The sequence below is a fragment of the Paenibacillus diazotrophicus genome (assembly GCF_042610465.1).
This window is the reverse complement of record NZ_JBGJZN010000001.1, coordinates 594,395-618,856: the sequence shown is the minus strand read 5'-3', so window position 1 is coordinate 618,856 and position 24,462 is coordinate 594,395. Positions and strand designations below refer to the sequence as shown.

The 24,462-nt window shown below is 48.8% G+C and carries 23 protein-coding genes; 6 read left to right on the top strand and 17 right to left on the bottom strand.

Annotated features, from left to right (window positions below; all coding sequences use genetic code 11):
• Positions 1-134: 134 nt before the first annotated feature.
• From ACAN54_RS02760 to ACAN54_RS02740, 5 genes are all read right to left on the bottom strand, one after another.
• Complete coding sequence (locus tag ACAN54_RS02760; RefSeq protein WP_379152188.1) at positions 135-2,333, bottom strand: DEAD/DEAH box helicase; 2,199 nt, start codon at positions 2,331-2,333, stop codon at positions 135-137.
• A complete protein-coding gene (locus ACAN54_RS02755) occupies positions 2,330-3,649 on the bottom strand; it encodes an ATP-binding protein (protein ID WP_379152185.1) in 1,320 nt (439 codons plus the stop codon). The genes ACAN54_RS02760 and ACAN54_RS02755 overlap by 4 nt, the downstream gene beginning before the upstream one ends.
• Positions 3,649-5,211 (bottom strand): TerB N-terminal domain-containing protein, encoded by a 1,563-nt coding sequence (locus tag ACAN54_RS02750; protein ID WP_379152181.1) that lies wholly within the window; start codon positions 5,209-5,211, stop codon positions 3,649-3,651. The genes ACAN54_RS02755 and ACAN54_RS02750 overlap by 1 nt, the downstream gene beginning before the upstream one ends.
• A 160-nt stretch (positions 5,212-5,371) precedes the next feature.
• Positions 5,372-6,589: an MFS transporter gene (locus ACAN54_RS02745; RefSeq protein ID WP_379152178.1), complete on the bottom strand. Its 1,218-nt coding sequence runs from the start codon at positions 6,587-6,589 to the stop codon at positions 5,372-5,374.
• An 80-nt stretch (positions 6,590-6,669) separates the two neighbouring features.
• Positions 6,670-7,437: a DUF1836 domain-containing protein gene (locus tag ACAN54_RS02740; RefSeq protein WP_379152175.1), complete on the bottom strand. Its 768-nt coding sequence runs from the start codon at positions 7,435-7,437 to the stop codon at positions 6,670-6,672.
• Positions 7,438-7,552: 115 nt separating this feature from the next.
• On the opposite strand from ACAN54_RS02740, the gene ACAN54_RS02735 reads away from it, so the two are divergent.
• Positions 7,553-8,875: a hemolysin family protein gene (locus ACAN54_RS02735; RefSeq protein WP_379154125.1), complete on the top strand. Its 1,323-nt coding sequence runs from the start codon at positions 7,553-7,555 to the stop codon at positions 8,873-8,875.
• A gap of 159 nt (positions 8,876-9,034) precedes the next feature.
• Here ACAN54_RS02735 and ACAN54_RS02730 read toward each other — a convergent pair whose 3' ends face one another.
• A complete protein-coding gene (locus tag ACAN54_RS02730; RefSeq protein WP_379152172.1) occupies positions 9,035-9,388 on the bottom strand; it encodes a VOC family protein in 354 nt (117 codons plus the stop codon).
• Positions 9,389-9,545: 157 nt separating this feature from the next.
• Here ACAN54_RS02730 and ACAN54_RS02725 point away from each other — a divergent pair, with 157 nt between their 5' ends.
• On the top strand, positions 9,546-10,886 hold the full coding sequence (locus ACAN54_RS02725) for a TrkH family potassium uptake protein (protein WP_379152169.1): 1,341 nt from the start codon (positions 9,546-9,548) through the stop codon (positions 10,884-10,886).
• 87 nt (positions 10,887-10,973) lie between these two features.
• Here the strand turns inward: ACAN54_RS02725 and ACAN54_RS02720 are convergent, their stop codons facing one another.
• Positions 10,974-11,261, bottom strand: coding sequence for a hypothetical protein (locus ACAN54_RS02720; RefSeq protein ID WP_379152166.1), 288 nt, complete (start codon positions 11,259-11,261; stop codon positions 10,974-10,976).
• Positions 11,262-11,418: 157 nt separating this feature from the next.
• Between ACAN54_RS02720 and ACAN54_RS02715 the strand changes: the two genes are divergently transcribed.
• From ACAN54_RS02715 to ACAN54_RS02705, 3 genes are all read left to right on the top strand, one after another.
• Positions 11,419-12,651, top strand: coding sequence for an aminopeptidase (locus tag ACAN54_RS02715; protein WP_379152163.1), 1,233 nt, complete (start codon positions 11,419-11,421; stop codon positions 12,649-12,651).
• A gap of 31 nt (positions 12,652-12,682) precedes the next feature.
• Positions 12,683-13,912, top strand: a complete 1,230-nt coding sequence (locus tag ACAN54_RS02710; protein ID WP_379152160.1) for an aminopeptidase — start codon at positions 12,683-12,685, stop codon at positions 13,910-13,912.
• 225 nt (positions 13,913-14,137) lie between these two features.
• Positions 14,138-14,311, top strand: a complete 174-nt coding sequence (locus ACAN54_RS02705; RefSeq protein WP_379152157.1) for a hypothetical protein — start codon at positions 14,138-14,140, stop codon at positions 14,309-14,311.
• 81 nt (positions 14,312-14,392) lie between these two features.
• On the opposite strand, the gene ACAN54_RS02700 is transcribed toward ACAN54_RS02705, so the two are convergent.
• The 8 genes from ACAN54_RS02700 to ACAN54_RS02665 form a co-directional block, all read right to left on the bottom strand.
• Positions 14,393-15,082 carry an AlkZ-related protein gene (locus tag ACAN54_RS02700; protein ID WP_379152154.1) on the bottom strand — a complete coding sequence of 230 codons (690 nt, stop codon included), beginning with the start codon at positions 15,080-15,082 and terminating at the stop codon, positions 14,393-14,395.
• A 46-nt stretch (positions 15,083-15,128) separates the two neighbouring features.
• Positions 15,129-15,704 (bottom strand): TetR/AcrR family transcriptional regulator, encoded by a 576-nt coding sequence (locus ACAN54_RS02695; protein WP_379152151.1) that lies wholly within the window; start codon positions 15,702-15,704, stop codon positions 15,129-15,131.
• Position 15,705: 1 nt separating this feature from the next.
• The gene (locus ACAN54_RS02690; protein ID WP_379152148.1) at positions 15,706-16,425 is read right to left on the bottom strand and encodes an MBL fold metallo-hydrolase; all 720 of its coding nucleotides are present in this window, start codon (positions 16,423-16,425) and stop codon (positions 15,706-15,708) included.
• A gap of 103 nt (positions 16,426-16,528) precedes the next feature.
• Positions 16,529-17,326 carry a hypothetical protein gene (locus ACAN54_RS02685; protein ID WP_379152145.1) on the bottom strand — a complete coding sequence of 266 codons (798 nt, stop codon included), beginning with the start codon at positions 17,324-17,326 and terminating at the stop codon, positions 16,529-16,531.
• Positions 17,327-17,543: 217 nt separating this feature from the next.
• On the bottom strand, positions 17,544-18,320 hold the full coding sequence (gene pstB / locus ACAN54_RS02680; protein ID WP_379152142.1) for a phosphate ABC transporter ATP-binding protein PstB: 777 nt from the start codon (positions 18,318-18,320) through the stop codon (positions 17,544-17,546).
• Positions 18,321-18,357: 37 nt separating this feature from the next.
• Positions 18,358-19,254 carry a phosphate ABC transporter permease PstA gene (pstA, locus tag ACAN54_RS02675; protein WP_379152139.1) on the bottom strand — a complete coding sequence of 299 codons (897 nt, stop codon included), beginning with the start codon at positions 19,252-19,254 and terminating at the stop codon, positions 18,358-18,360.
• Positions 19,251-20,126: a phosphate ABC transporter permease subunit PstC gene (gene pstC, locus ACAN54_RS02670; protein WP_379154123.1), complete on the bottom strand. Its 876-nt coding sequence runs from the start codon at positions 20,124-20,126 to the stop codon at positions 19,251-19,253. Before pstC ends, pstA begins: the two co-directional genes overlap by 4 nt.
• Before the next feature lie 126 nt (positions 20,127-20,252).
• A complete protein-coding gene (locus ACAN54_RS02665) occupies positions 20,253-21,212 on the bottom strand; it encodes a phosphate ABC transporter substrate-binding protein (RefSeq protein ID WP_379152135.1) in 960 nt (319 codons plus the stop codon).
• Positions 21,213-21,515: 303 nt separating this feature from the next.
• On the opposite strand from ACAN54_RS02665, the gene ACAN54_RS02660 reads away from it, so the two are divergent.
• Positions 21,516-22,412 (top strand): LysR family transcriptional regulator, encoded by an 897-nt coding sequence (locus ACAN54_RS02660; RefSeq protein WP_379152132.1) that lies wholly within the window; start codon positions 21,516-21,518, stop codon positions 22,410-22,412.
• 74 nt (positions 22,413-22,486) lie between these two features.
• On the opposite strand, the gene ACAN54_RS02655 is transcribed toward ACAN54_RS02660, so the two are convergent.
• Complete coding sequence (locus tag ACAN54_RS02655; RefSeq protein ID WP_379152128.1) at positions 22,487-23,329, bottom strand: class I SAM-dependent methyltransferase; 843 nt, start codon at positions 23,327-23,329, stop codon at positions 22,487-22,489.
• A gap of 48 nt (positions 23,330-23,377) precedes the next feature.
• The gene (locus tag ACAN54_RS02650; protein WP_379152125.1) at positions 23,378-24,292 is read right to left on the bottom strand and encodes a DMT family transporter; all 915 of its coding nucleotides are present in this window, start codon (positions 24,290-24,292) and stop codon (positions 23,378-23,380) included.
• Between the last annotated feature and the right edge of the window lie 170 nt (positions 24,293-24,462).

Here is a 24,462-nt window from a genome sequence, read left to right as displayed (position 1 = left end):
TTGTTTTTTCTAGGGATGCCAAAAAAATACTCCTGCGCAAGAAAGCAGGAGTATTGGGGATCTCAATATATGAATTAACGGCCCATCCTTGAGACAAGCTTGGATAGGTCAATTTCACTGCATACACATCGTTTTCACTCTGTTCTCCCCCATTGCTTCAGCACCTCTACCAATCCCGGGACATCCAGGCCGTCGAGGGAAAAAGCTTTGCGCAGCAGGTCATGCGGAATGAATTCATCATATTTGCCAAGGTATGGTGCTTCATCCGGCCCGAGGAGAGCGATCGGATTGGATGCGGCTGTGGCTTCGGTGATAATCTCCTGTTCCAGCATTTCTGCATCTGCCTTCCCGGCAACGACCATATAATAGGGCTCCATGGGGGTCACGGAACGCAATCCAAGCGGTCCCTTGAGATTATTCTTCAACAGCCGTTCCAGAGTCCGGAACTGACGGCTCCCTGCCCAAGGCAGGATGAACATGGAATCGCCGCCGGCAGGAAGCACGGAATGCTTAAGAAGACCGCTTTCCTTCGCTAGACGGCGTGCACGTTCAAGTCGTGCAGCCGCACTTGGGGCCAGGTAAGGATATAGTGCCGTTGATCCCAGTACCTCACGGATTTTGGTCATAATGCGGGTGTGTACATCTCCTCCTGCACCTAACCATAAGGTATCCACTTTGCCGCGCGAGCCTTTGACATACACGGCCTTATGGCGGTTGTCTACCTCTTCCACCTTCCAGAGCTTGCCTGCAAGGGTGAAACAATAGCCTGGCGGCGGCACTGTTGTAATGGAACCGATCTCCTCAGTGCCGTTATATACCACATGTTCCTCATCGTCTTTGAATACGGCATAGAACCGGAAGTTATTAACGATCTTCTCCCCTGCCAGTCCGATCAGCAGGTTGCCTTCATCCATGGATTCAATATGGCCCATTCCGATCATATATTCCATGAATGCATCATAATCTGCAGGCTCTATACTGCTGAATGAAGGAAGACTAAGTACAGCAGCCTTAAGATCCTCTGGCTCCGCTTCACCCATGCTCTTCAGGATGCTCATCGTCTGATGGTAGAGCAGCCCTACCGGAAGCTGCCGTACGACCAGCGGTTCAACCCATTTCTCGCGCACATAGAGCTCTATGACGGCGATGGCCCGCAGCAGCGTCCATGGCATCCGTGCGGGAAGCTGAGCCTCCTCGTCTTCTTCCTCCGGCGTGACGAAGATCATCTCCGAGGCGGCATCTCCCCGCCGCCCTGAACGTCCCAGCCGCTGCACGAAGCTCGCGCAGCTATAGGGTGCGCCAAGCTGCAGTACGCGCTCCAGCTCGCCCAGGTCAATGCCCAGCTCCAGCGTCAGCGTGGCCGCTGCCACCGCCGGGCCAGTCCTCTGACGGAGTGCTGCCTCCGTCTCCTCGCGCAGCATCGCGGATATGCTTCCGTGATGCACATGGAACACGTCGCGCTCGCCGCGCTTCGCGGCGAGCCTCCGCATCTCCAGGATCGCCTCCTCGGCATCCGTCCGGCTATTGGTGAAGATGAGCGCTTTCTTCAGATGCGTATGGTCATAAATGAAACCATAATAGGCCTGGCGCGCCCGCTCCAGATGCTCGGCCTGCACTTCGTCCCGCGCATCAGGAAATGAGAAGTGCTCGACACTAAGGCGAAGCTTACGCCCCCCCTGCGGTGCCGAGACTTCTACACTTTCGCGGGTACCCGCCGCCAGCCATTCCGTTACAGAAGCGTAATCGCTTAGTGTAGCAGAAAGTCCAATCCGCCGCGGGTGGCAGCCAGCCATCCTGTTGATGCGCGCGAGCTGGCTGAGTACCTGAATGCCGCGATCCGCTCCCATGAAGGCATGCACTTCATCGACTATAATGAAGCGAAGATCATGGAATAATGCCGGAATGGCATTAGGACGGTTCATCAGGAGACCTTCCAGGGACTCTGGAGTGATCTGTAGCACCCCTGAGGGATTCTGCATCAGCTTCGTCTTGTCTGCCTGCGGTACATCCCCATGCCAGTGCCAGACCGGTATATTCCCTTCGCGGAGTAAGTCATTCAACCGGGTGAACTGGTCATTGATCAGCGCCTTAAGCGGTGCTATGTAGAGAATCCCCACAGAAGCCGAAGGCATTTCATACAACTGGGTAAGCGCCGGAAAAAAAGCGGCTTCCGTCTTACCGGAAGCCGTACCCGAGGCAATCAGCAGATGATGCGGTGTATCGAACAGCACACGGCATGCATCCACCTGAGCCTCACGCAGTGTCTCCCAGCGGTTCTTATAGATGAACTCCTTAATAAATGGAGCCAGCCTGTAAAACGGATTGCTGCTCATAAGTCAAACTCCGCCAGGAAACCGTCCAGTTCATTCGGCTCCGTGTCGGCAGTCTTAGGTGTCCGCTCGCCAACAAGCTTCTCGAATGATATTTCCGGATGCTGGTGCAGCGTATGCAGCAGGTCCATGAAATCGCGCACCACCTCGCGCGCGGTAAGCAGCTCATCCGCTCCGAGGCGGCCTACGGCTTCTTCCATGAAATGCACCAGTTGCTCCTGCGTCAGCCTGGCCTCATAACTGTAATGAAGGGCATGAATATCCCGTAGCTTCTGCAGCAGCACCAGAATTTCCTCGTGGGAGAGCATATCCAGTGCAATAATCGGCCCGGTAAAATTATTAAGACCCGTACCGCCATATCGTCCGGCAACAAGTCTTGACCGCAGGGCTTCGTAACTGAACAGCCCGCGGCGTCCGTCTTCAACGAATTGCGGTGTCCCCCCAATAAAGATTCCCAGCCGCTCTGCCTTGCCCTGCATGGTATCGTTGAACATGGTCAGCAACTTCTCATAATTGCTCTGGCGTGAAATACTGTTCGTGATCTTGTATAAGTTCACACCTTCATCAATGAACAGCAGCAGCCCCTGATACCCGATGGCACCCGTGAATTCCGCCCATAGCTTCATATAATCGTACCAGTTGTCATCATCGATAATTACACCGACGCCCAGCGCCTTGCGTGCTTCGGTACGGGTGGCGAACTCGCCGCGGAGCCAGCGCAAGGAATCCTGCTTCAGCTCATCATCGGCTAACTTGTGACCGTTCCAGTAGGCAGCTAACACCTTCGCAAAATCAAAACCGTGCACCAGACCCCGCATTTCTGAAGCCACAGTATAGATTCTTTGTTCCACCTCTTCACCAAGCTGAGGAGCATCCGGACTATAGCCCTTCTCCTGCATAATCGCTTGCTGCAGGGTTATGATCCACTTCTGGAGAATCATCTCCAGCGCTCCGCCGTCGGGGCGTGTGCGCGTAGACAGATGGCTCATCAGCTCCCTGTATGTAGCTAGGCCTTGCCCTTTGGTACCCACAAGGCGCCTTTCAGGGGACAGGTCAGCATCCGCAACTACAAAGTCCCGGTCCATGGCGTAGTTGCGGATAATCTGAAGCAGGAAGCTTTTGCCGCTGCCGAATTTGCCGGTTATCAATTTGAAGGCGGCACCGCCTTCAGCAATATTCTCCATATCCCGGAGAATGGCCTCGACCTCGGGACGGCGTCCCACCGCGATATGCTCAAGACCAATACGCGGAACAACACCCGCTGTCAGTGAATTTATCAGCGCAGTGGTCATCCGCTTTGGTATCTTCAGTACACTCATCAATCATTCACCCCACCCAAATATTGCAGTAACGGCACCAATTCCTCGTTCAGCTCTTCTTCATCGATCAGCAGATCGCCCAGAAGTTCCATCGCAGTCTCATTGATTCCATCGAACAGCAGCTCAGTCATCGTTCCACCGGCCGCAGCCAAATGGTGCACCGCATTCATTCCTTTGCCTTCTGCCAGAGCACGGACGACGGCGAATTCAAGCGGAGTCAGCGCAGCAGCGAACTGATGCATGATCGCGGAATCATCATTGCCGGGATCTGGCAGCGGCTCTGCCATTGAAACAGTCTCTTCAAACACATGAATCCCCGCATCTCCTGCTACATCCTCGTTAAGCTCAGTAAGCTGATCCTGGGCTTGCCCGCTCTCCTCTATCGTAAGCAGTGTCCGCACAATATCGGAATCGCTTTGAAGCTGCTCCAGCTTCCGGGGATCAATGATAACCGCCGGGCCCTTTTCCTTCTGTTCCGCCTTCTTGAATTCACGCTGCAGAAACCGGCTGACCAAGTCTTCCATATCGGCATCAACCTTAACATCCTTCAATCTGCCCCGATAACCCAGCAGTGCCCGCAGCTTATTCTCCGTGAGCCGGAACAGGCGTGTAATCAGACTGCGCAGTGGAGGAGATTTACTAATCCGCACCACAGGCACAAGAACAGAATAGCCGTACAATGAGATGTCATACACTGCGCTACGGAACAGGTAACGCTCACGAACTACTGCCGGACCCGGAGGAAACATTCCGATCAGATTGGAGCCATGCTTGCGGGTCACATAGGCATCAATCAGGGCAACCACCTGCGGGATATAACGTTCTGCAGCCGCCTTTCCTTCTCCCGCATAGAATTTGGATTTGCTGATATCGTAATCGGACATGACAGTCAGCACTTCAAAAGTCAGCTGCTCCGGTGCAGAAGTCAAACAGCGCACCAGTTCAAGCTCAGCCAGATCACCGGCAAGTCCCCGCGAACGGGCGACAATGCCCGTCAACGGAACCTCCAGATGATGCACGAATGAGAAATCCGCAATCCATCCGCCCAGGTATTGATCAAGTCTTTTATATTGTTCCCGATAAGCTTCCCATAACCGATTCAGCTGCCGGTATCCCTCCTGGGGCTCGTCCCAGCCCACACCATTAATCAGCTCATAGACATGCAGAAAAATATAAGACAGATCCGTCTTAGGGTACCTGCCCTGTCTGACCTCATCACGCCAAAAGAAATACCATCGGCTCTGTGCTCCGGTCATATGACCATAGGTCGGCCAGTAGCTTTTGAAAGGAACAAACAGCGCCGCTGCTTCCCTATGATCCACCAGTTCCCTGGCCCGGATGACAAACTGGCTCTCTGTCGTAGTTACCGGCTCCTGAGTTTCTTCCATATCCCATAACTGCAGCTGAATGGTCGATTCTTCAGGCGCTTTTTTCTTCGGTATGACTGCTGGAGCCTTGGGGACCCCGGCCTCTGCTGAAGAACGAGGGGGGATCGGCAAATTCTGCTCCGTGCTCTCCCACACCAGCTCTGTAAAATGCGGCTCATTTCCGTCTCTTCTCAAGTCTCCACCCCCATACGGGTCTTACGAAAAAACGGTCCTGTTCACAGAAGTGAAGGAACCGTTTGTGTACTTCTGGTATGAAGTAACGCTGTCTACATCTTACTATTAATATTAGCATTCTTAACGGATGAACATCAAGCCTGATACTGAAGATTTGGGATTAACTGAGTTCTAGCCCTTTGGTCTCTTTGCCCAGGAACAGTACAGCTAAAGCACCAATAATAATAGTCCCAAAAAAGATCAGGAATATCGAACCGATCCCTACTCCATTACCGACCATAACGCCCACTAGCGTAGGTGCTATAATCCCGCCGATGCGGCCAAAGGAAGTCGCAAGTCCTGCACCTGTTGAGCGGATGGCTGTCGGGTACAGCTCCGGTGTATAGGCGTACATCCCGCCCCATGCCCCCAGATTGAAGAACGACAGGCAGATCCCGGCAGCCATCAGCATGCCCTCGGTATCAGAATTTCCGAACCACGCAGCACTGACCGCAGTGAGCAGAAGATAGATCACAAGCACAAATTTGCGGCCGAATTTCTCAATGAAATAAGCTGCGGTGAAATATCCCGGCAATTGCGCCAGCGTCATAATCAGCACATATTCAAAGCTTCTGACAAGACTGAAGCCTTTGATCACCATGACCGTAGGCAGCCACAGAAACATGCCGTAATAGGAAAAAACAACCGTGAACCACAAAATCCAGAGCATGATCGTTGAACGACGATATTCACCGGACCAGACGGTGGCTATCCGGCTCCGTAGAGGCACAGGTGCTTTCTTCTGAATCTCCGCAAATCGGGGGGAATCATCAATCGCACGCCGCAAGTACAGCGCATAGAGGGCCGGTACCGCACCAATGGCAAAAGCTATTCTCCAGCCATAATCCGGAATTACGAAATAAGCGATTAACGCCGAGACGATCCACCCGACCGCCCAGAAGCTCTCCAGCAGAACTACCGCCCGTCCTCTTTCCTTCGCTGGCATGCTTTCGGAGACCAGTGTTGAGGCGACAGGAAGCTCTCCGCCAAGCCCAAATCCGGCGATAAAACGCAGTACGCACAGCATGGCATACCCGGCGGCAAAAGCAGATAACCCACTGGCCAGCGAGAAAATAAGGAGGGTCCACAGTAGAACCGACTTACGACCGAAACGGTCAGCAAGAATACCTGCAGCGGCTGCGCCTACTGCCATACCTATAGAATTGATGCTCGTCAAATATCCGATCTTTTCCGGTCCGAGGCCCCATTCCTTGGCAAGCGCCGCAACGACAAAAGATATCATTCCCACATCCATTGCGTCAAACATCCAGCTGAGACCGGCACTGAAGAGCAGTTTTCTTTGCTTTGGATTTTGCAGCAGCGACATATTATTTAACATTATGCACCTCTTCCCTAAGTCCGACTAATCAACCTGGTATTTATTGCTTGTATCACTTACACATTCTAAATTTGCCGGGTTCAAAAATCAAGGAATAACGCTGCGTTGCAGTATTGTCTGGCCAATGCCTGGAAATAGCAGGTTTGGACGGAGATAGCGGCAATCATTAGCATATTCCGTACGGCATGCCGCTGGGACCTGGTCAAATGGTTCAACCGTTGCATCATATTTTCGAGCGAGGCCTTAAGCACCCTGTCTGCCTTAGAGGAGTAAGTCTGTTGAGCGTTGAGATCAGCGATTCCCTGGTCCGGCAACACAGGACTACTCTTAATCTCCTCAAAAAGCTCCGCATAGGCATGATACAGCTGTGCTGGTTCAACCAGATCGTCATCGTCCCGTTCAGGTGCCAGGAAAAGCATCCGGAACAGCTGGCGGATACTCTCGAAATCAAGCGCTGCCTTCAGATCATCGATCATAAATAGAAGCGCTGCCTGGTTAACGGAATATTTCTTACCCTCCCGGGGCGAGCCCAGGTATTCTTTGAAATCACGTTTCACCCAGTTCTGCATAGAAGTGGCTGAAAGTGTAGAATACTCAATCAAGTGGCCCAGTGTAGCGATTTCTCCAAGTGACAACCCCTTCACTTTCCCGCCTTTGATCAGCTTTTGTAGAATGGGAGGAATCTCTGTAGACAGAAAAGCCGGGAGCGACGAGCCATTTTCCACTGCTTCATGATGAAATTTTGACCAGGCAGCCTGTAAAATATGTAACGGTTTACGTTCTGTAGCTCCGTTCAGCGACAGCAATAATTCAGACATTTCTATCCGGCTGAGTGTAAAAGCTTCCATATATGGCACCCCTTCGCCATTTGATTTTATATTGAAAAGTTCGTACAATGAGTTCATATGAACTCATAATATGAGTATAACCTATTTTAACAACGAGAGGGATGGTAAAGATTATATGGGTATAGGACTTAGTTTGACGCTTGTGGCAATTTTGATCATTTTAACCGCATTTTTTGTAGCGACGGAGTTTGCATTGGTACGGCTGAGAGGCAGTCAGATTAGCCAGATGGTGCTGGAGGGCAAGAAGAATGCCTTGGCGGTTCAAAGGGTTGCAGCTAATCTGGACGGATATTTGTCTGCTTGCCAGCTGGGCATCACGATTACAGCACTGGGGATCGGGGCTTTGGCAGAGCCTGCATTTGAGCAGCTTTTGCTTCCATTGTTCGACCTTGGCCATATCAGCCACAGTGTGAGTGAGCCCATTGCTTTTGCATTGGCATTCATTATTGCCACATTCCTGCATGTCGTAGTCGGTGAGCTTGCTCCGAAGACAGCCGCTATCAATATTCCGGAGAAAATCGGTCAGATTACCTCACCGCTGATTATTTGGTTCTACAAAATATTGTACCCTCTGATTTGGCTGATGAATGGTTCTGCCAACCTGCTTGTCCGCATGTTCGGGATGAAGCCGGCAAGCGAGCATGGAGATGCGCATAGCGAAGATGAGATTCGTCTGATTCTCTCAGAAAGTTATGAGAGCGGTAAAATCAACAAAGCTGAATATGGCTATGTAAACCGTATCTTCACCTTCGACGAAATGCTGGCCAAAGAGATCATGGTACCTCGGACAGACATGGTTTGCCTGTTCACCAACCATTCCCTGAAAGAGAATTTGGAAATCATCCGTAAGGAGCAATACACCCGATTTCCCGTGGCTGACGGTAGTAAAGACAACATCATCGGGATGATCAATACGAAACAGCTTTACTTACAATACGATAACAATCCGGAATTCGATTTCAAAAGCCTGATTCTGCCGCTGCTCACCGTATCTGAAGTTACTCCAGTGAAAACACTGCTGACCCGCATGCAAAAAGAGCGTGTGCATATCGCCCTGCTGCTTGATGAATACGGTGGTACCTCCGGTCTGATTACGATTGAGGATATTCTCGAAGAGATTGTCGGTGAGATCCGTGATGAATTCGACGCTGACGAACGCCGCAATATCGAGAAGCTCAGTGAATCCCACTACCTGTTTGACGGTAACGTCTCTGTCCAGGAAATTAAGGAACTGACTGGTCTGGATCTGCATGACGATGAGGTCACTACTATCGGAGGATGGCTATACAGCCATCTGGAGGAACCTGCTGTTGGTAAAAGCGTGACTCATGAACATGTAAAACTAACCGTTCTCGAAATGAACCGTCACCGGATACGCAAGGTTGAGATTGAAATCGGACAGACCGGATCTGAATATCAGGACGTACAGCCGGAATAATTAATTACATTAAACATTGCAAAAGGCGCTCCAACTTGGAGCGCCTTTGTTCGTGCAGTAATAGCCAAAAGAATCGATTGGCATCTTTTAGGCTTAACGATACTTAATGATATTAATTATCTGCGTTATTTAATATAGTTAACTAATCTGCATCTTCCCTTAACATCGGCATATCATTAGCATATTCCCATCAGGATCTTTGAAACTAAACCAGTGGTCATGCTCAATGTCGGTCAACAGCTCTGCTCCGGATTCCTTGACATAATCATAGGCTGCATCTATATCCTCTGTGTTCAGGTGGAATGTAGGAACCTTCAGTACGGCTTCTGTTGTGAAGATTCTGCTGTCCAGCACAATACCGGGCCCCTGCATTGGAATCACATACAAATGACCGAACAGCACTTCACCATCTAGTGGAAGCCCCAATAAACTGCAATACCAGTTCTTCGACCTTTCAATATCACTAACAGGAATGAAAACAGCGCCAATCTGATTCAGAATCGGACTTGTCACAGCCAGTATGCCTCCTCTATAAAACTTCTTATATATTTGGACTACTTAACCATTTCGATAAATTCTGTCATATCCCTCCCCTTTTTGAGGATTGAAATGAAGATATGGTATAATCTTGTCAACTTTTACTCAGACGTCAGGAGAATGAGCACAGGATATGAAAACTTTCAGACATCAAAAACTGACACCACCCAAAATATTATCTCTTGGATTCATGCTGCTGATCTCAATCGGGACGATATTTCTATGTCTCCCGGCGGCTTCCACCGGGGAGAGAATTTCCTTAATTGATGCATTGTTTATGACGACCTCAGCAACCTGTGTTACAGGCCTTGCTGTTATCGACACAGGAACAGAGCTTACCGTATTCGGACAAATCGTGCTTCTGGTATTATTTCAATGTGGCGGACTGGGTTTTGTTACCATGGCTACACTTATAACTCTTGTGCTCAACAAGCGGATTTCATTGAAAGAACGGCTGCTGCTGCAGGAATCCATGAACCAGAATTCAATCCAGGGTATTGTGCGTCTGATCCAGAGAGTACTGCTATATTCGCTTATCATCCAACTTTGTGGAGCCATCCTTTTTACCATCAGATTTAATTCGGACATGAATTTCGGTAAAGCAATTTATTATGGGATATTCCACAGCATATCTATCTTCAACAATGCAGGTTTTGATCTTTTTGGCGATATTCACGGGCCATTCAGTGGATTAACACGTTATGCCGAAGACCCGATTGTAAACATGACCTCTATGGTGTTGATATTCTTGGGCGGAGTTGGCTTTATTGTCCTGTCTGATGTAGTTGATTATCCCCATCGTAGACGATTGACCCTTCACTCCAAAGTCGTCCTTTCAACTTCCGTCATTTTAATTCTGGGCGGAGCTATGGTCTTTTTCTGGCTGGAGCTGAACAACACCTTAAAGCCTCTGCATCCCGGAGGAAAAATTATGGCGTCCTTCCTTCAGGCGATCACACCTCGTTCAGGCGGTGTCACAACCATCGAGATTCCGTTATTGCTTGAATCTACCCAGTTCCTTATGATCCTTCTGATGTTCATTGGTGCGGCCCCAGGCTCTACCGGCGGGGGGATCAAAATCACTACCTTCGCCCTACTCGTCAGTACAGCTTACGCCAAGATCCGGGGTAAGGATGAAATTGTCATGTTCCGCCTTCGAATCTCCAAAGAGAATGTATATCGGGCCATTACCATGTCCCTACTCTCGCTTATACTCGTTGTATCCGCTACGATGCTCCTGTCGGTTACCGAGAGTGCTGATTTCTTGACGGTACTGTTTGAAGCTGTCTCCGCTTTTGGAACTTCTGGCATTACCATGGGACTCACACCTGAGCTCACAACAATTGGCAAGCTGGCAGTAATTATCCTGATGTTCGTCGGCCGGACAGGCCCGCTGACGTTGGCTTATGCGCTCAAACCAAAGGGAAGTAAAGACCTATACCGCTATCCCGAAGGTAATATTACATTAGGCTGATACAAGCGGCACGGCTATAACCCTATATCTACAGAAAAATGCGACCTTTCCCGGCAAGCTCATGCCTTGAAAGGTCGCATTTTTCTTTTACTCTTCTTCTGCCTCTTCCGGAAGCTCCTGGGTATCCAGTGCTGCATCCAGCAGCAGATTATAGACATCGTCATCACTTTCAAGCAGGGCATCGGTTTCCAGGAATTGTTCTTCACTTCCAGGCTCACCGGCAAAGCTCAGACTGTAATCCCATTCCGTACCGCGTTTGCTGAAAAATGTGATCTCATATGGGGAACTGTGATTCTCAAGTGTGAAGACCGTTCTGCCTACGAAACTTCGGTCTTCCTCGCGTTTCATTTCTGCTTTTATAATTTCCACATTCATGTTCTTTTCTTCCCTTCATCATAACCTAACTTTCCCTTAGTATATCATGAGATGAGAGCTTTTCCCTACCTAATGTAAGCCGATTGACTTTTTTCATCCGGCGGTTAATAATTTAATACTAAAGACTAAATACAATCGAAATTGGAGGAAATTAGCAATGGGCCAACTGGAAACTCAGCTTAATAAATATGCGGATTTGGCGGTTCAAATTGGTGTGAATGTTCAACCTGGACAAATCCTGGTCGTGAGTGCGCCTATCTCGGCTGCAGAATTCGTCCGTATGATTACAGCCAAAGCATATGCCATCGGAGCAAGCCAGGTAAAAGTCAACTGGAGTGACGAATTCATTACCCGCCAGCAGTTCGAGCATGCAGCGCCGGAAGTGTTCACGAAGGCTCCTACCTGGTTTGCCGGAGAAATGACCGAATTCGCTGAGAATGGCGCGGCCTTTCTTCATGTCATCGCAGAGGATCCAGACGCACTCAAAGGCATCGATCCTGAGCGTATCGCGAACTTCCAGAAGACCCGTGGAGCTGCGCTGACCAAATATCGTGAAATGCAAATGTCCGATAAAGTCAGCTGGAGTATTGTTGCCATTCCTTCACAGCCATGGGCAGATAAAGTATTCCCGGAGGTTCCCGCAGAAGAACGCATCAGCAAGCTTTGGGATGCAATTTTCCACACCGTTCGACTGGATCGTGAAGATCCTGTAGCTGCCTGGCAGGAGCACTTGGATACACTTGAACAAAAAGCCAATGTCCTGAATGCCAAGAAATACAAAAGCCTGCATTACATAGCACCCGGCACAGACCTTAGCATCGAGCTGCCTGAAGGCCATCTTTGGGCTCAAGGAGACAGCATCAATGCCAAAGGTCATTCTTTTGTTGCCAATATGCCAACGGAAGAAGTATTCACAGCCCCGCTCAAAACCGGTGTTAACGGAACCGTCAGAAGTACCAAACCGCTTAGCTACGGCGGGAACATCATCGATGGCTTCTCTATAACTTTTGAACAAGGCCGGATCGTAAGCGTTAAGGCTGAACAAGGCCAGGAAGCACTGGAATATCTCATCAGTCTGGATGAAGGCGCGAAATATCTAGGTGAAGTTGCTCTTGTCCCGCATAAATCACCAATATCCGAATCCAACATCCTGTATTTCAATACATTGTTTGATGAGAATGCCTCTAACCATTTGGCCATCGGCACAGCCTATGCCTTCTGTCTCGAAGGCGGCAAAGATATGAATCAGGAAGAACTGATTGAACGCGGTTTGAATACAAGTGTTACCCATGTTGATTTCATGATCGGCTCTCCAGAGATGGACATTTACGGTATTACCGCTGAGGGTACCAAGGAGCCTGTATTCCTTAAGGGAAACTGGGCGTTCTAACGAAAGAGAGAGATTGAGGGGAGCGGTAACTATGCTGAGTTTCAAGCAAAAGCTGAAAAATTACGCACTGCTGACAGTAAAAATAGGAATTAACATTCAACCAGGTCAGACGCTGGTGGTCAACGCTGACATTGCCTCCGCTGAATTGGTGCGCCTCGTTGTGCGTCAAGCTTACGAAGCCGGAGCAAAGCTGGTCAAAGTAAATTATACGGATGAGCTTGTCACCCGGACACGTTATGAGCTGGCTCCCTCCGAAAGCTTCCTGGAGCCGCCAAAATGGCAAGCAGATGAGCTGGAAGATCTGGCACGTAACGGAGCGGCCTTCCTGTCGATTATTTCGACGAATCCGGATTTACTGAACGGAATAGATCCTGTGCGAATTGCCGATAATCAGCGCACCGCAGGTCAAGCCATGGTGCCTTACCGGGAAATGCTGATGGGTAACCATGTGAGCTGGAGCCTGGTGGCATACCCTTCTGCTGTCTGGGCGGCCAAAGTATTCCCGGACGCTCCGCGTGAACAGCAGGTTGAACTGCTGTGGGATGCGATCTTCAAAGCGGTCAGAGCAGACCAGGAGAATCCGGTGGAAGCCTGGAGCCTCCATCTGGACGGCCTGAAACAACGCTGTGATGTCCTGAATGCGAAGAGATATCGCAAGCTGCACTACACCGCCCCAGGCACTGATCTAACTTTAGAACTGCCTGAAGGACATATCTGGTGCCAGGCGGGGGCTGTGAACGGACGCGGAGTTCCTTTTCTGGCTAATATTCCAACGGAAGAGGTATTCACCGCTCCGCTTAAGACCGGGGCTAACGGCAAGGTCAGCAGCACCAAACCGCTGAGCTACAGCGGCAAGATTATTGACCGGTTCACCTTAACCCTTGAAAACGGCAAAGTCACAGACTTTACTGCCGAGGAAGGTCAAGAAGCGCTCGCCTCGCTCCTCGCAATGGATGAGGGTTCAGCATTTTTTGGTGAAGTCGCCCTGGTACCATATCACTCGCCTATCTCGGAAAGCGGCATTCTCTACTACACTACTCTCTATGATGAAAATGCGTCCTGCCACCTGGCAATAGGAGCCGCTTACGCCTTCACTTTGGAGCAAGGGACTACGATGACCAAAGATGAACTAGCAGCGCACGGGATGAACCAGAGCCTGACGCATGTAGATTTCATGATGGGATCCGCGGACATGAATATCGATGGGATCACAGATGATGGAGTATCCGAACCTATCTTCCGCAACGGTAACTGGGCTTAAGTTAACTAACAGATCTTGACAAATCCATTCATATTATTAAAGACCCTGAAGTTTCTCTTGAAAAAGAGAGCTTCAGGGTCTTTTTTTGCCTGTTCAGCTAGTATTAAGGAGATGAATAGTCTAAATTTGAAATTTTGTTCAAACTTTATTCACAAAATTGTTGAATTTAGTTCACAATTATGCCACAATACAGTTAAGGATTCTATTTCCAAGGAGGTTGTCCCGATGAAAGAATCATTATCCCACGACCTGGAAACCATTGAAGTGGATCGCACGGATGTCAAGGCCCCCGTCGACCCGAGCATCGTAGCTTCCAATGCCATCAAGTACACAGCTTATGTTATGCTATTGTTTGGGTTTCTGTATTTCCTGATTGCTTACCTTGCCCCTATGCTGTAAGAGGCTGATTTATTATATACGATTGATAGAAAGCGCTTACGGCTGACACCTTCCGCTTATGGAAAGTGTCAGCCGTTTCTATTACCAGGACAACACTTTTTCTAACCATTTAATAGCGCCGGGATGCCAGTTCCCTTCCATACGCACATGCAGCCATGTTGCCGCTTCTTCCCTCGTACCTTTAAATAAGGGTATCTTATTATCTGTCATCCAGTGGCTTACTGTTTCAAAAGAAGTGCTGTTCCAGCCATTTTTCTCACCAAGCGAATTATGGCGTTCCTTAACCCCGGAAATAACAATGTCCAATGTGCCTTGCAATTCTGTAACGGCATTGTCAAATGCAGTTTTCTTCTCCTTTGCTTTCATTTCCGCCAGTGTGCGGAGTTCACGTGTCTCAATCCCCTGATTGTCACGGATGATCTGAAGCAAAGTTAATGCTTCCCTGCTGCACAGTCCGCTATCATAACGTTCCTCCAGGGAACGCGGGCTACCCGTAGCCGCTACGTAAGCTGGGAACCATTCACTGGTGACTAAAACTGCTTTTTTTCGAATGAACTTTCCGTATGCAGCCACACCCTCACCAGGGAAGCGGGCACGCCAGGACCAGGGATCCAGCTCCGTATCCGTATGCCACTTCTCAGCTTTGGTTAATCCGGTCACGGATGGATGTTCCGGGATGAGTGATGCCAACGGCAGGATACCCAGCTTGGCAATAACCTCTTTCATTTCCTCATAAGTCAAGACTGTTCCTTGTTCTTCTAGACTGCTCACCAATATTACCTCCCGGAATTCCTAATGTTGCTGCTAGAGCACTCATCTACTTGTCTAATCTCATACTGTGGATCCCTGCAATAAAAGTGCTAATCAGCAGGCTTAGGCTGACGTTAGTATCCAGAGGCATGCCAAATCCTCCTTTGTTCTCCAAGGCCGCGAATCCGTGCAGCAAGCTGCGCAGGCCCCGGACCGCATGCAATTCCCCTTCTGTACCCAGCTCATAGCCGGACAACACTCCAATAATTAAGGACAGTACCTGCTCGCTCGCCTTCTCCAGCTCCGGATTTCCTTCCTCCGGCGCCCGCAGTGTTGTCTCATACAATCCGGGACGCTGTCTGGCAAAGTCTACATAAGCCTGTCCCATGGCATGTACAGCTGAATCTCCCCTGAGTCCATCAACCGCTGCAGACATGGCTGTAAATAACAATTCAAGACCATGTACTGCAAGCAACGAACGCAGTCCCTGAAGCCCGTTAATGTGATTATACAACGACGGTGAACGAACGCCCAGCCTGGCTGCGAGTGCAGCCAGGGTTACCCCTTCTATTCCTTGCTCATCGGCAATTCCTGCAGCTTCCAGTATTAATGTATGTGTATCTAATCCGGCTCTTGGTGACATTTCAGTTCCCTGCCTCCTTCTGAAGTCTTTCGGCTTGCTGAATGGCCAATTCCATTTGTTCACCCGGTGCCTTCAGCAGATTTCCGTGTCCCGCTGCAAGCAGCTTGGGTGAAAGCTTATATAGCTTAATCGCACTTTCCAGTGCCTTGTCTCTATTCCAGGTGGCCATGGCGGGGAAAGGAAACAACGGTACAACCGTCCCCGACACAGCTGTTCTGCGGAAGGTCTGATAAGCATCTCCAACCACAAGGAATCCGTTACGCTGATCCAGAAAAGACATTGAACCCGGTGTATGACCCGGAGTCGCAATGGCTGTTAACGAGCCTACAGTATCGCCCTCCTGCAGCAGTATATCCGGTACGGTGGTGATTCTGGTCGGAACACTGCCTTTAATTGGCGTCTGCAGCTCATCAGCCCTCAAGGACCGGTCACCTCTAAGCAAGGCAGAATCCCTTTCGGAAATATACACCACCGCTGCCGGAAGCTGCTTCTTCAGTTCATCCAATGCTCCGACGTGGTCACCATGGGCATGTGTCAGAACAATACGGTTCACCGGTTTATTCAGACTTGTAGCTATGGCCATAATACCCTTCACACTGAATGGCAAGGCTGCATCTATTAATGTTAGTCCATCCTCTTCCTCTACCAGATAACAGTTAACGGGGAAAAATCCGGGCATCCAGGTCAGCTGTAGCAATTGGCCTACTTGAGTCGTTCTCATAAGATCCCCTCCAAAACTAATGTTATTAGTTATAATATAAACTAATGTGATTAGTTTTTCAAGTGTTTTAATCGAGACGATACACAGCTTGCTCTCTTTGGATTTATAGCATGGTACCAAAATAAAACTCCAGCTTCTCCCAGGAGATCCTATCCTCTCCCCGCCAGTTGGCAACAGAGATAAAATCACTATTTCCACCGCGCCCCAGCCGGGGCTCTTCCTGCGGCACCAATATTCCCGCAAAACCCCAAATCTCCATAATCACATCTCGTTCGTATTTACTTGACGGGAGCAGGTCTTTCCAGCGCTTCTCCAGTTTGCGTGCCGTATCGCCAGGATCACACTCTTCCATGGCTTCAATCATGCGTTTGAGGATTTCCAAATCTTCTCTGCTAACACTGAGTTCTTCTTCTCTACTCAGCAGTTCAAGATCCAGCCAGCAATACAAAAGCTGGTTAAGACGGACTCCGCCCCATTTGACCCTTTCAAAGTTAAGCACATTCAGGTCTGCATTAACATAATTCTTGTCAGACATAATTTTAACCGTGTTACAATCGCCACAATAACTATAACTGGCTCTTTCCAACGGGTGCTGCTCATAGGAATGCTGTTCCAACCCGGACGTCAGCGCCCAACTAGACAAAGCACTCCGTAAATGAACTTTCCGCTGCGAAAGACTATGTACAAAAGCTGTCGCTACCCGTTCTTTGGTGACGGTGCTATCATGAAGCTCTCGAATGCGCCGCACACACTCGTCATGTGTTATTGTAAACGGATCAAACATTACTCCTTGGCTTCTGGCATATTCAAAGTCTTCACCAGTATAAATAGCTGGAACGTTCTTCCAACCCCCCGAAGACCAAAAGGTTGTCTGCAATACTTTTTTGGCTTTCTTGTCCATACTTATACATCCTTCCATTGATTAATGTGATTCAACATTTCAGGATCTAGTGAACAGAATGAATTACGATAATACTGCTGGCAGATGCGGAATTGGATTCGTTCATAATCATGTTCAGTAGATTTTACATGTTGTTGATGTTTATTTCAAATACACAAAAAAACAGGTACAACTCCTTCTCATGAAGGGTTATACCTGTTTTTACATATACGTTGAATCAGCCGAAGCGGCCCATAATATATTCCTGGGTCATTTGATTGTCGGGATTGCTGAAAACCTTCTCGGTTCTGTCGTACTCTACAAGTGAACCAAGATAGAAATAGGCTGTATAATCCGAGATCCGCGCAGCTTGCTGCATATTGTGTGTGACAATAACAATTCTCAGATCTTCTTTCAGTTCCTTGATCAGCTCTTCGACTTTACCGGTAGATACCGGGTCCAAAGCCGATGCAGGCTCATCCAGAAGAAGAATCTGCGGATTTACCGATAAGGCTCTTGCAATACATAGACGCTGTTGCTGTCCACCGGATAAAGCAAGTGCTGAATCCTTCAGGCGGTCCTTAACTTCGTCCCATAGTGCAGCGCGCCGCAGACTGCTTTCCACAATTTCATCGAGAGCCGCTTTACCCTTGATTCCGTGATATTTTGGACCAAACGCGATGTTTTCATAAATCGACTTGTAAAATGGATTCGGCTTTTGCCAGACCATGCCGATTTTTTGACGAAGCTTGATCACATCTGTACCAGGGGCATTGATATCCACACCATCAATCCAGATACTTCCCTTCGTCGTGGAACCGGAGATTTCATCGTTCATCCGGTTGAGTGAACGGAGAAATGTCGATTTACCGCAGCCCGAAGGGCCGATCAGCGCTGTAACTGTATTCTGGGCAAAAGGGAGGCTTATCCCTTTCACTGCTTCATATGTGCCGTAAAATATGCTCAAATCCTCGGTTTGGAACGATTCACGCACTACTGGTTCCGCAATACCCATCTCATATTCCTCCTATTAATCCATCGTATACTTGCAGTTAGCTCATTCTTTTAGAAGCAGTAAGCTTGCGGTAGATCAGACGGCCAAAGTAACGCGCAGCCAGATTAAAGATGAGTACCGTAATCACAAGCACTGCCGAAGCTCCAGCAGCGATCTGAATGGCATCCGGGGCCAAGCCTTCACTGTTGACCTTCCAGATATGCACTGCCAGCGTCTCTGCCGGCCGGAACGGATTGAGCGGCGAAGTCGGGCTAGCCGGATTCCAGTTAGAGAAATCCAGGCGGGGACTGCTCATGCCTGCCGTGAACATCAGCGCAGCCGCTTCCCCAAACACACGTCCCGCTGACAGAATCGTTCCTGTGATTATGGTCGGCAATGCGACTGGGAGCAGCACAGTAGTGACAATTTTCCATTTGGACAGCCCCAGGGCAAAGCCTGCCTCCTTCTGCTGCTTAGGCACTGTGCGGAAGGCCTGTTCAGTAATCCGCACCATCAGCGGCAGATTGAAGAACGTAAGGGCCAGTGCACCGGAGACCAGGGAGAACCCTAGATTAAAGGTGTTCACGATCAGTAGCAGACCGAACAATCCGACAACGATCGAAGGAAAAGAAGACAATACCTCCACAATCAGACGGATAAAGTTAGTCAGCTTGCCTGGGCGGGCATATTCCGCCATGAAGATTCCAGCACCAAGGCCTAGCGGTACAGTAATGATTAGGGTCAAGACCAGCAGGTAGATAGAGTTGAAGAGTTGTGGTCCAACCCCTCCGCCTGCGCGGATCTTCTGCGGAGCAGAGGTCAGGAAATCCCAGCTGATGTGGTTAAGGCCGCGAATCAGAATGTATCCCAATAGTCCTATCAGGATGGCTACAATAAGTAATGCGAAAAATACGATCAGCGCTGTGGCAATTTTGTCTGCAGTTCTCGGCTTCAAATTTTATTTCTCCTTTCGAGCATTCTTACGAGGAGGACAAAGACAAATGTCATCAGCATAAGAACCAGCGCCATACTCCACAGCGCGTTATTTTGCGGGGAACCCATCGTCGTGTTGCCCATGCTAAGTGTGATAACACTAGTTAGGGTCGAAGCGGATTCAAAGAGCGACCGCGGCACGAAAGGAGCATTCCCGATAACCATTTGCACGGCCAGCGCTTCCCCGAATGCACGAGCCATACCGAGCACCACCCCTGTCATAATCGCAGGGAACGTAGTGGGGAGAATCACACGGGCAATGGTCTGCCACCGCGTGGCACCGAGCGCAAAAGAGGATTCTTTCAGATTTTGCGGCAATGAAGCCAGCGCGTCTGCAGCCACGCTTGTAATGGTCGGCAGGATCATGACCGACAGGACAAGCGCGCCTGCAGCAACCCCGATGCCCTGACCAGGGAACGTATTACGCAGAAAAGGAACGATGACACTCAGTCCGACAAAGCCGTACACGACAGATGGAATTCCGGACAACAGCTCAATTACCGGCTGCAGCAGTTTTTTGCCCCATCCCGGAACAATCTCAGTCATGAACAGTGCAGCACAGATACTGAGCGGGCTTGCAATCAGTGCAGCAATCAGCGTAACCAGAAAGGAACCGGCGATAAATGGAAAAGCTCCATATGAAGGCGTGTCTGCCTCAGGTGACCATTTGGTCCCGAACAGAAATTCAGATACTTTTACATCTCCACTGGTGAAGGTGGATATACCCTTGGACGCCACAAAATATACCATCGATATTATGATGACTATCAATAGCAGTACGCAAAAGGACATATAAGCCTTTCCAATAAAATCTTCTATATGATGTTTTTCAATCTTTGCTTTCTTCGGTTTTGCCCTCAAGATGCTCCCTCTTTCTAAAGTGAAAAGAGAGGCAGAAGAAATCCGCCTCTAATCACTTGAAGTTCTAATGGATGATTCACTTGATTGTGTGGTTGTGAATTACTTAGTAGTTACTTTACCTGCTACATCACGGGAAACCTGCATTTGCGAAGCTGGAATGTATCCCAGTTCTACTACATCGCCGGTCTGAACTTCGTCAGTCATGATGTAGTCGAGGAAGGCTTTTACCGTTGCATTAGGTTCGCCGTTAGTGTACATATGCTCGTAAGCCCATACTGGATATTTACCTGCAACCACGTTATCAACGGATGGCTCAACTCCATCATACTTCAGCGTCTTCACTGAATCATCGAGGTAAGACAATGCCAGGTAACCAATCGCTCCTGGTGTTTCGCCGATAATCTTCTTAACGGTACCGGAAGAATCTTCCTGGATCGAACCTTGAAGATCTTCTGTTTTGGTTCCTAGTGCGAAGTTTTCAAAAGTAGCACGTGTACCGGAGCTGCTTGGACGGTTAATGATCTGGATTTTCTGATCCGCACCGCCAACTTCTTTCCAGTTCGTTACTTTACCTGTGAAAATATCAACAAGCTGCTGCTTGGTCAAAGTATCTACACCTGCATCCGGATGAGAAACTGCAGCAATCGCTACAACCGCTACCTGATGGTCAACGAGCGCTTTTGCTTTTTCAGCATCGGCATCCTTCAGCTTCTCTTCTGCGAATACATCGGAGTTACCGATATCCACTTGCTTCTCTGCTACCTGGGTAAGGCCGGTCCCGCTTCCTCCACCCTGTACTTGAATATCTACACCTGCGTTAGTCTCCATGAATTTCTCAGCTACCTGCTCTACCAGCGGTTGTAAGGCTGTGGAGCCTGATGCCAGGATAGAACCGCTTAAATCAGCGCCGCTGCTCGTTTCTGTAGGTGCGTTAGTGGCAGCTGCGTTCCCTCCGTTATTGGTTGCTGCATTGTTTCCACCGTTATTGTTGCCGCATGCCGAAAGTGCTACTACACTTGTTAATGCCAAAGCCATGACCCACGTTTTTCTGAATTGCATTTGTTTGTCTCCTCCTGAGTGTTTTGTATAGCTTCTGCTTATCATTCACAGGTTCAGCATCCACTATGTTTTGTGAGTATCTGTTATTGGTATTTGCTTCATACAAAACTCACTTTTGGAAGCATCAGACTGTGTCCGTGTCACATCTGACTCTTCCTATTCTAGAGCCCGTTCGTCAGGGAAAAGTATTAAGTATGTAAAGCGGAGGATAAAAAACATAATAGAATTTCTATAATAATATAGATATAATCTATACAATGAGTAAAGTTAATTAATGAATCCCTATTTTTGCGGAGGTACATAATGAATATTGTTAAGCTACAAATTGTAGTCCTGATTGAGAAATACAAAAAAGTAACCGATGTGGCAGCTGAAATGGGCTTAAAACAGCCCACCGTTTCGTTTCATATGAAAAGCCTGGAAAGCGAGCTGGGGACCCCTCTTTTTCAATATCGCAGTGGACGGGTGCTCCTTACCGATGCCGGACGGACGCTGTATCAGTATGCCTCCCGGATTGTAGCACTCACGGCTGAAGCTGAACGAAGTATCAAACAATACTCCTCACTCTCTTCCGGTCATCTGGAACTTGAAGCAAGTTATGTTCCTGGTACTTATCTTCTGCCAAATTTGGTTTCGCAATTCATCCGCCAGCATTCTGGAATGGATATTTCGTTATCCGTGCAACCGGATGCTGTTCTCCGCGAGCGTCTGCGGGGTAGAGAAATCCAGTTAGCTGTTCTGCATAATTATGGCGGGCAGGACAATTCCTTTACAACTCGAACAGTTGCCCGTAATGAAGCTGTTTTGGTTTTTGCGCCAGGTCATCCTTTTACAGACATCAAGAATATATCACCTGAACAGGTTGTTCTGGAGCCATGGATTCAATATGAGGCAGGTTCTTTCCTACAAGGCATTACAGACCAATGGGCAGAGCTGAACACAGTAAAGGTATGGGGACATGTAGTACTGAATTCACCTGAAGCAATGAAGGGAATCATTCGTAGCGGGGGCGGCGTCGGGCTTTGTTCCAAGAATATGATTGCGGCTGAACTCGCTGCCGGGAGCTTACGCTGCATACCTCTGCCAGGTATACAGCCCGAACATGGGGAATTTGCGCTGGCATGGCGAAGAGATTATACTCTAACCCCCTTGCAGCTTGCATTTGCAGATTTGGCAGCAGGTGTTAAAGGAGAAGAATAATTCAAAAAAAGTACAGCCCTTTGACGACACTGCTTACAGCGTCAAGGGCTATACCGGTTCGTTTGATGGAGATACTACATTTTTTCCGCCACCAGGGCGAAGGTCTTGGGAATTCCTGCATCAAAGACTTCAGAAGATAAATTAGGCTCTTCAGCTAATTCCCGGATTATCAGTCCGCTTCTGGCTGCTGCTGTCACTATTTCACCCAGTGTCCAGCGCCGCCAGTATACGACACTATGTTTCTCTTCTCCTAGCGGCACTCCGGATGAAGGCAGATACTTGGAGTAGGAGACTTTCTTTTCTTCCAATGTGGTGTCAAAATAATCCCCGCTCACCTTATGCTTACGAACCTTGGCGGTTGAGCCCTTCGAGGAGATCAGCTTCGTCGTAATGGGATGAAAATCACGGAGCACGAACCGGCCACCGGGTGTCAGCAGCCGGTATACCGTAGCCATAAACGGAGCCAAATCCGTAAAGTAATGGACAATCCCCATTTCAGCAAAGACGATGTCATATGAACTATCCAATAGTTCTTCCGGCAGCTTCAGCACATCCGATACAATGTAAGAAAGCTGAATTCCCGCAGCTTCGGCCAGTTCGGCAGCATAGCGGGCATTGGCTTCCGAGAAATCCGCCACGCTCACCTTTGCTCCCAGGAGCCCGAGTGCTACGGCTTTCATGCCGTTAGAACCCATAAGATTTAACACTTTCTTGCCCCGAACTTCACCGAGGTAGCCTAGCAAGGGGTAGAGTCTGGCAGCAGGATCTTTTTTGAGCTTCGCCGCTGCATCTGCAGGATTGCCAAAGCGGGCGGTCCAGGCTGAATAGGTATCCTCGTTCCACAGTTCTTCACTGGAAGGGCTTGTGCTCAGACTATCCGGATTATTAATGTTTGCGAATTGTTCATGTTCATTCATGTAATAGTAACCCCTTTATCTCTTTTAATACTCTCTTATGATAATCCCTTAGGATGCGCTAGGAAGGGATTCCTTGATCTTCGCCGCTTTTTTGCGCCCTGAATATAAATATACAGCGAGTCCACCCATAACCAGTACTCCTCCTGCCCATTGGAGCATTGTCAGCTGTTCCCCCAGAAGCAGGAAGGCCAATATGCTTGCTCCCACGGGTTCACCCAGAATGTTCATAGACACTGTAGTTGCTGAAGTATACTGCAGTAGCCAATTGAAAAGGATATGCCCGAAGACGGTTGGAACTACAGCCAGCAGAACAAATATGCCCCACTCCCGCGGAGGATAATTAATAAATGAAATGCCAGAGAGCAGATTATATAAGCCAAATACTGCTGCCGCCGAAATAAATACGATCAGGCTGTAAAGATAAGACGGCATACGGGCTACAAGCTTCTGTCCAATCAGTAAATGACCGGCAACCGCAACAGTTCCTCCGATGGACAGGAGATCTCCTTTGAGATTGTCTGCTGAGAGACCAATATCCCCCCAGCCGATAAAGACCACACCAAATATGGCGAGGGCCAGACCCATTATAGCGGCTGAAGTGCTTCTTTCCTTATACAGTATGTAAGCTCCCAGCATTATAAATACTGGTTCCAGCGCCATAATCATAGTTGAACTGGCCACAGAAGTATACTTTAGCGAACCCATCCAGAGTAAAAAATGCAGTGCAAGCATTAAGCCTGACGCTCCCAGCAGTAGCCAGTCCTTACGGCGCAAGGCAAAAGCTGCTCCGCTGTATGGCCGGGCAAAAGGCAGCATCAAAAGCGAGGTAAAGAGCAGCCGGTACATGCCTTGAATGGACGCTGGGGCATCCGACCATTTGATGAAGATAGAAGAAAATGAGACGGCCACAATTCCAATCAGCATCAGAAAAGGGACAGGAACGGGCGGCTTTTTTGAATTCACAAATAGCTTCCTTTCAGGTTAGATAAAACTCACTATGTTAATTTATCGCAGAATGAAAAAAAATGCAGCCTTTTTCACAATAAATAATCAAATGAAAAGCATGAACTCCACCTACCGGGAAGAAGTCCATGCTTGTATGAATGAAGCTTATTAGTTGAATGCTTACGTTT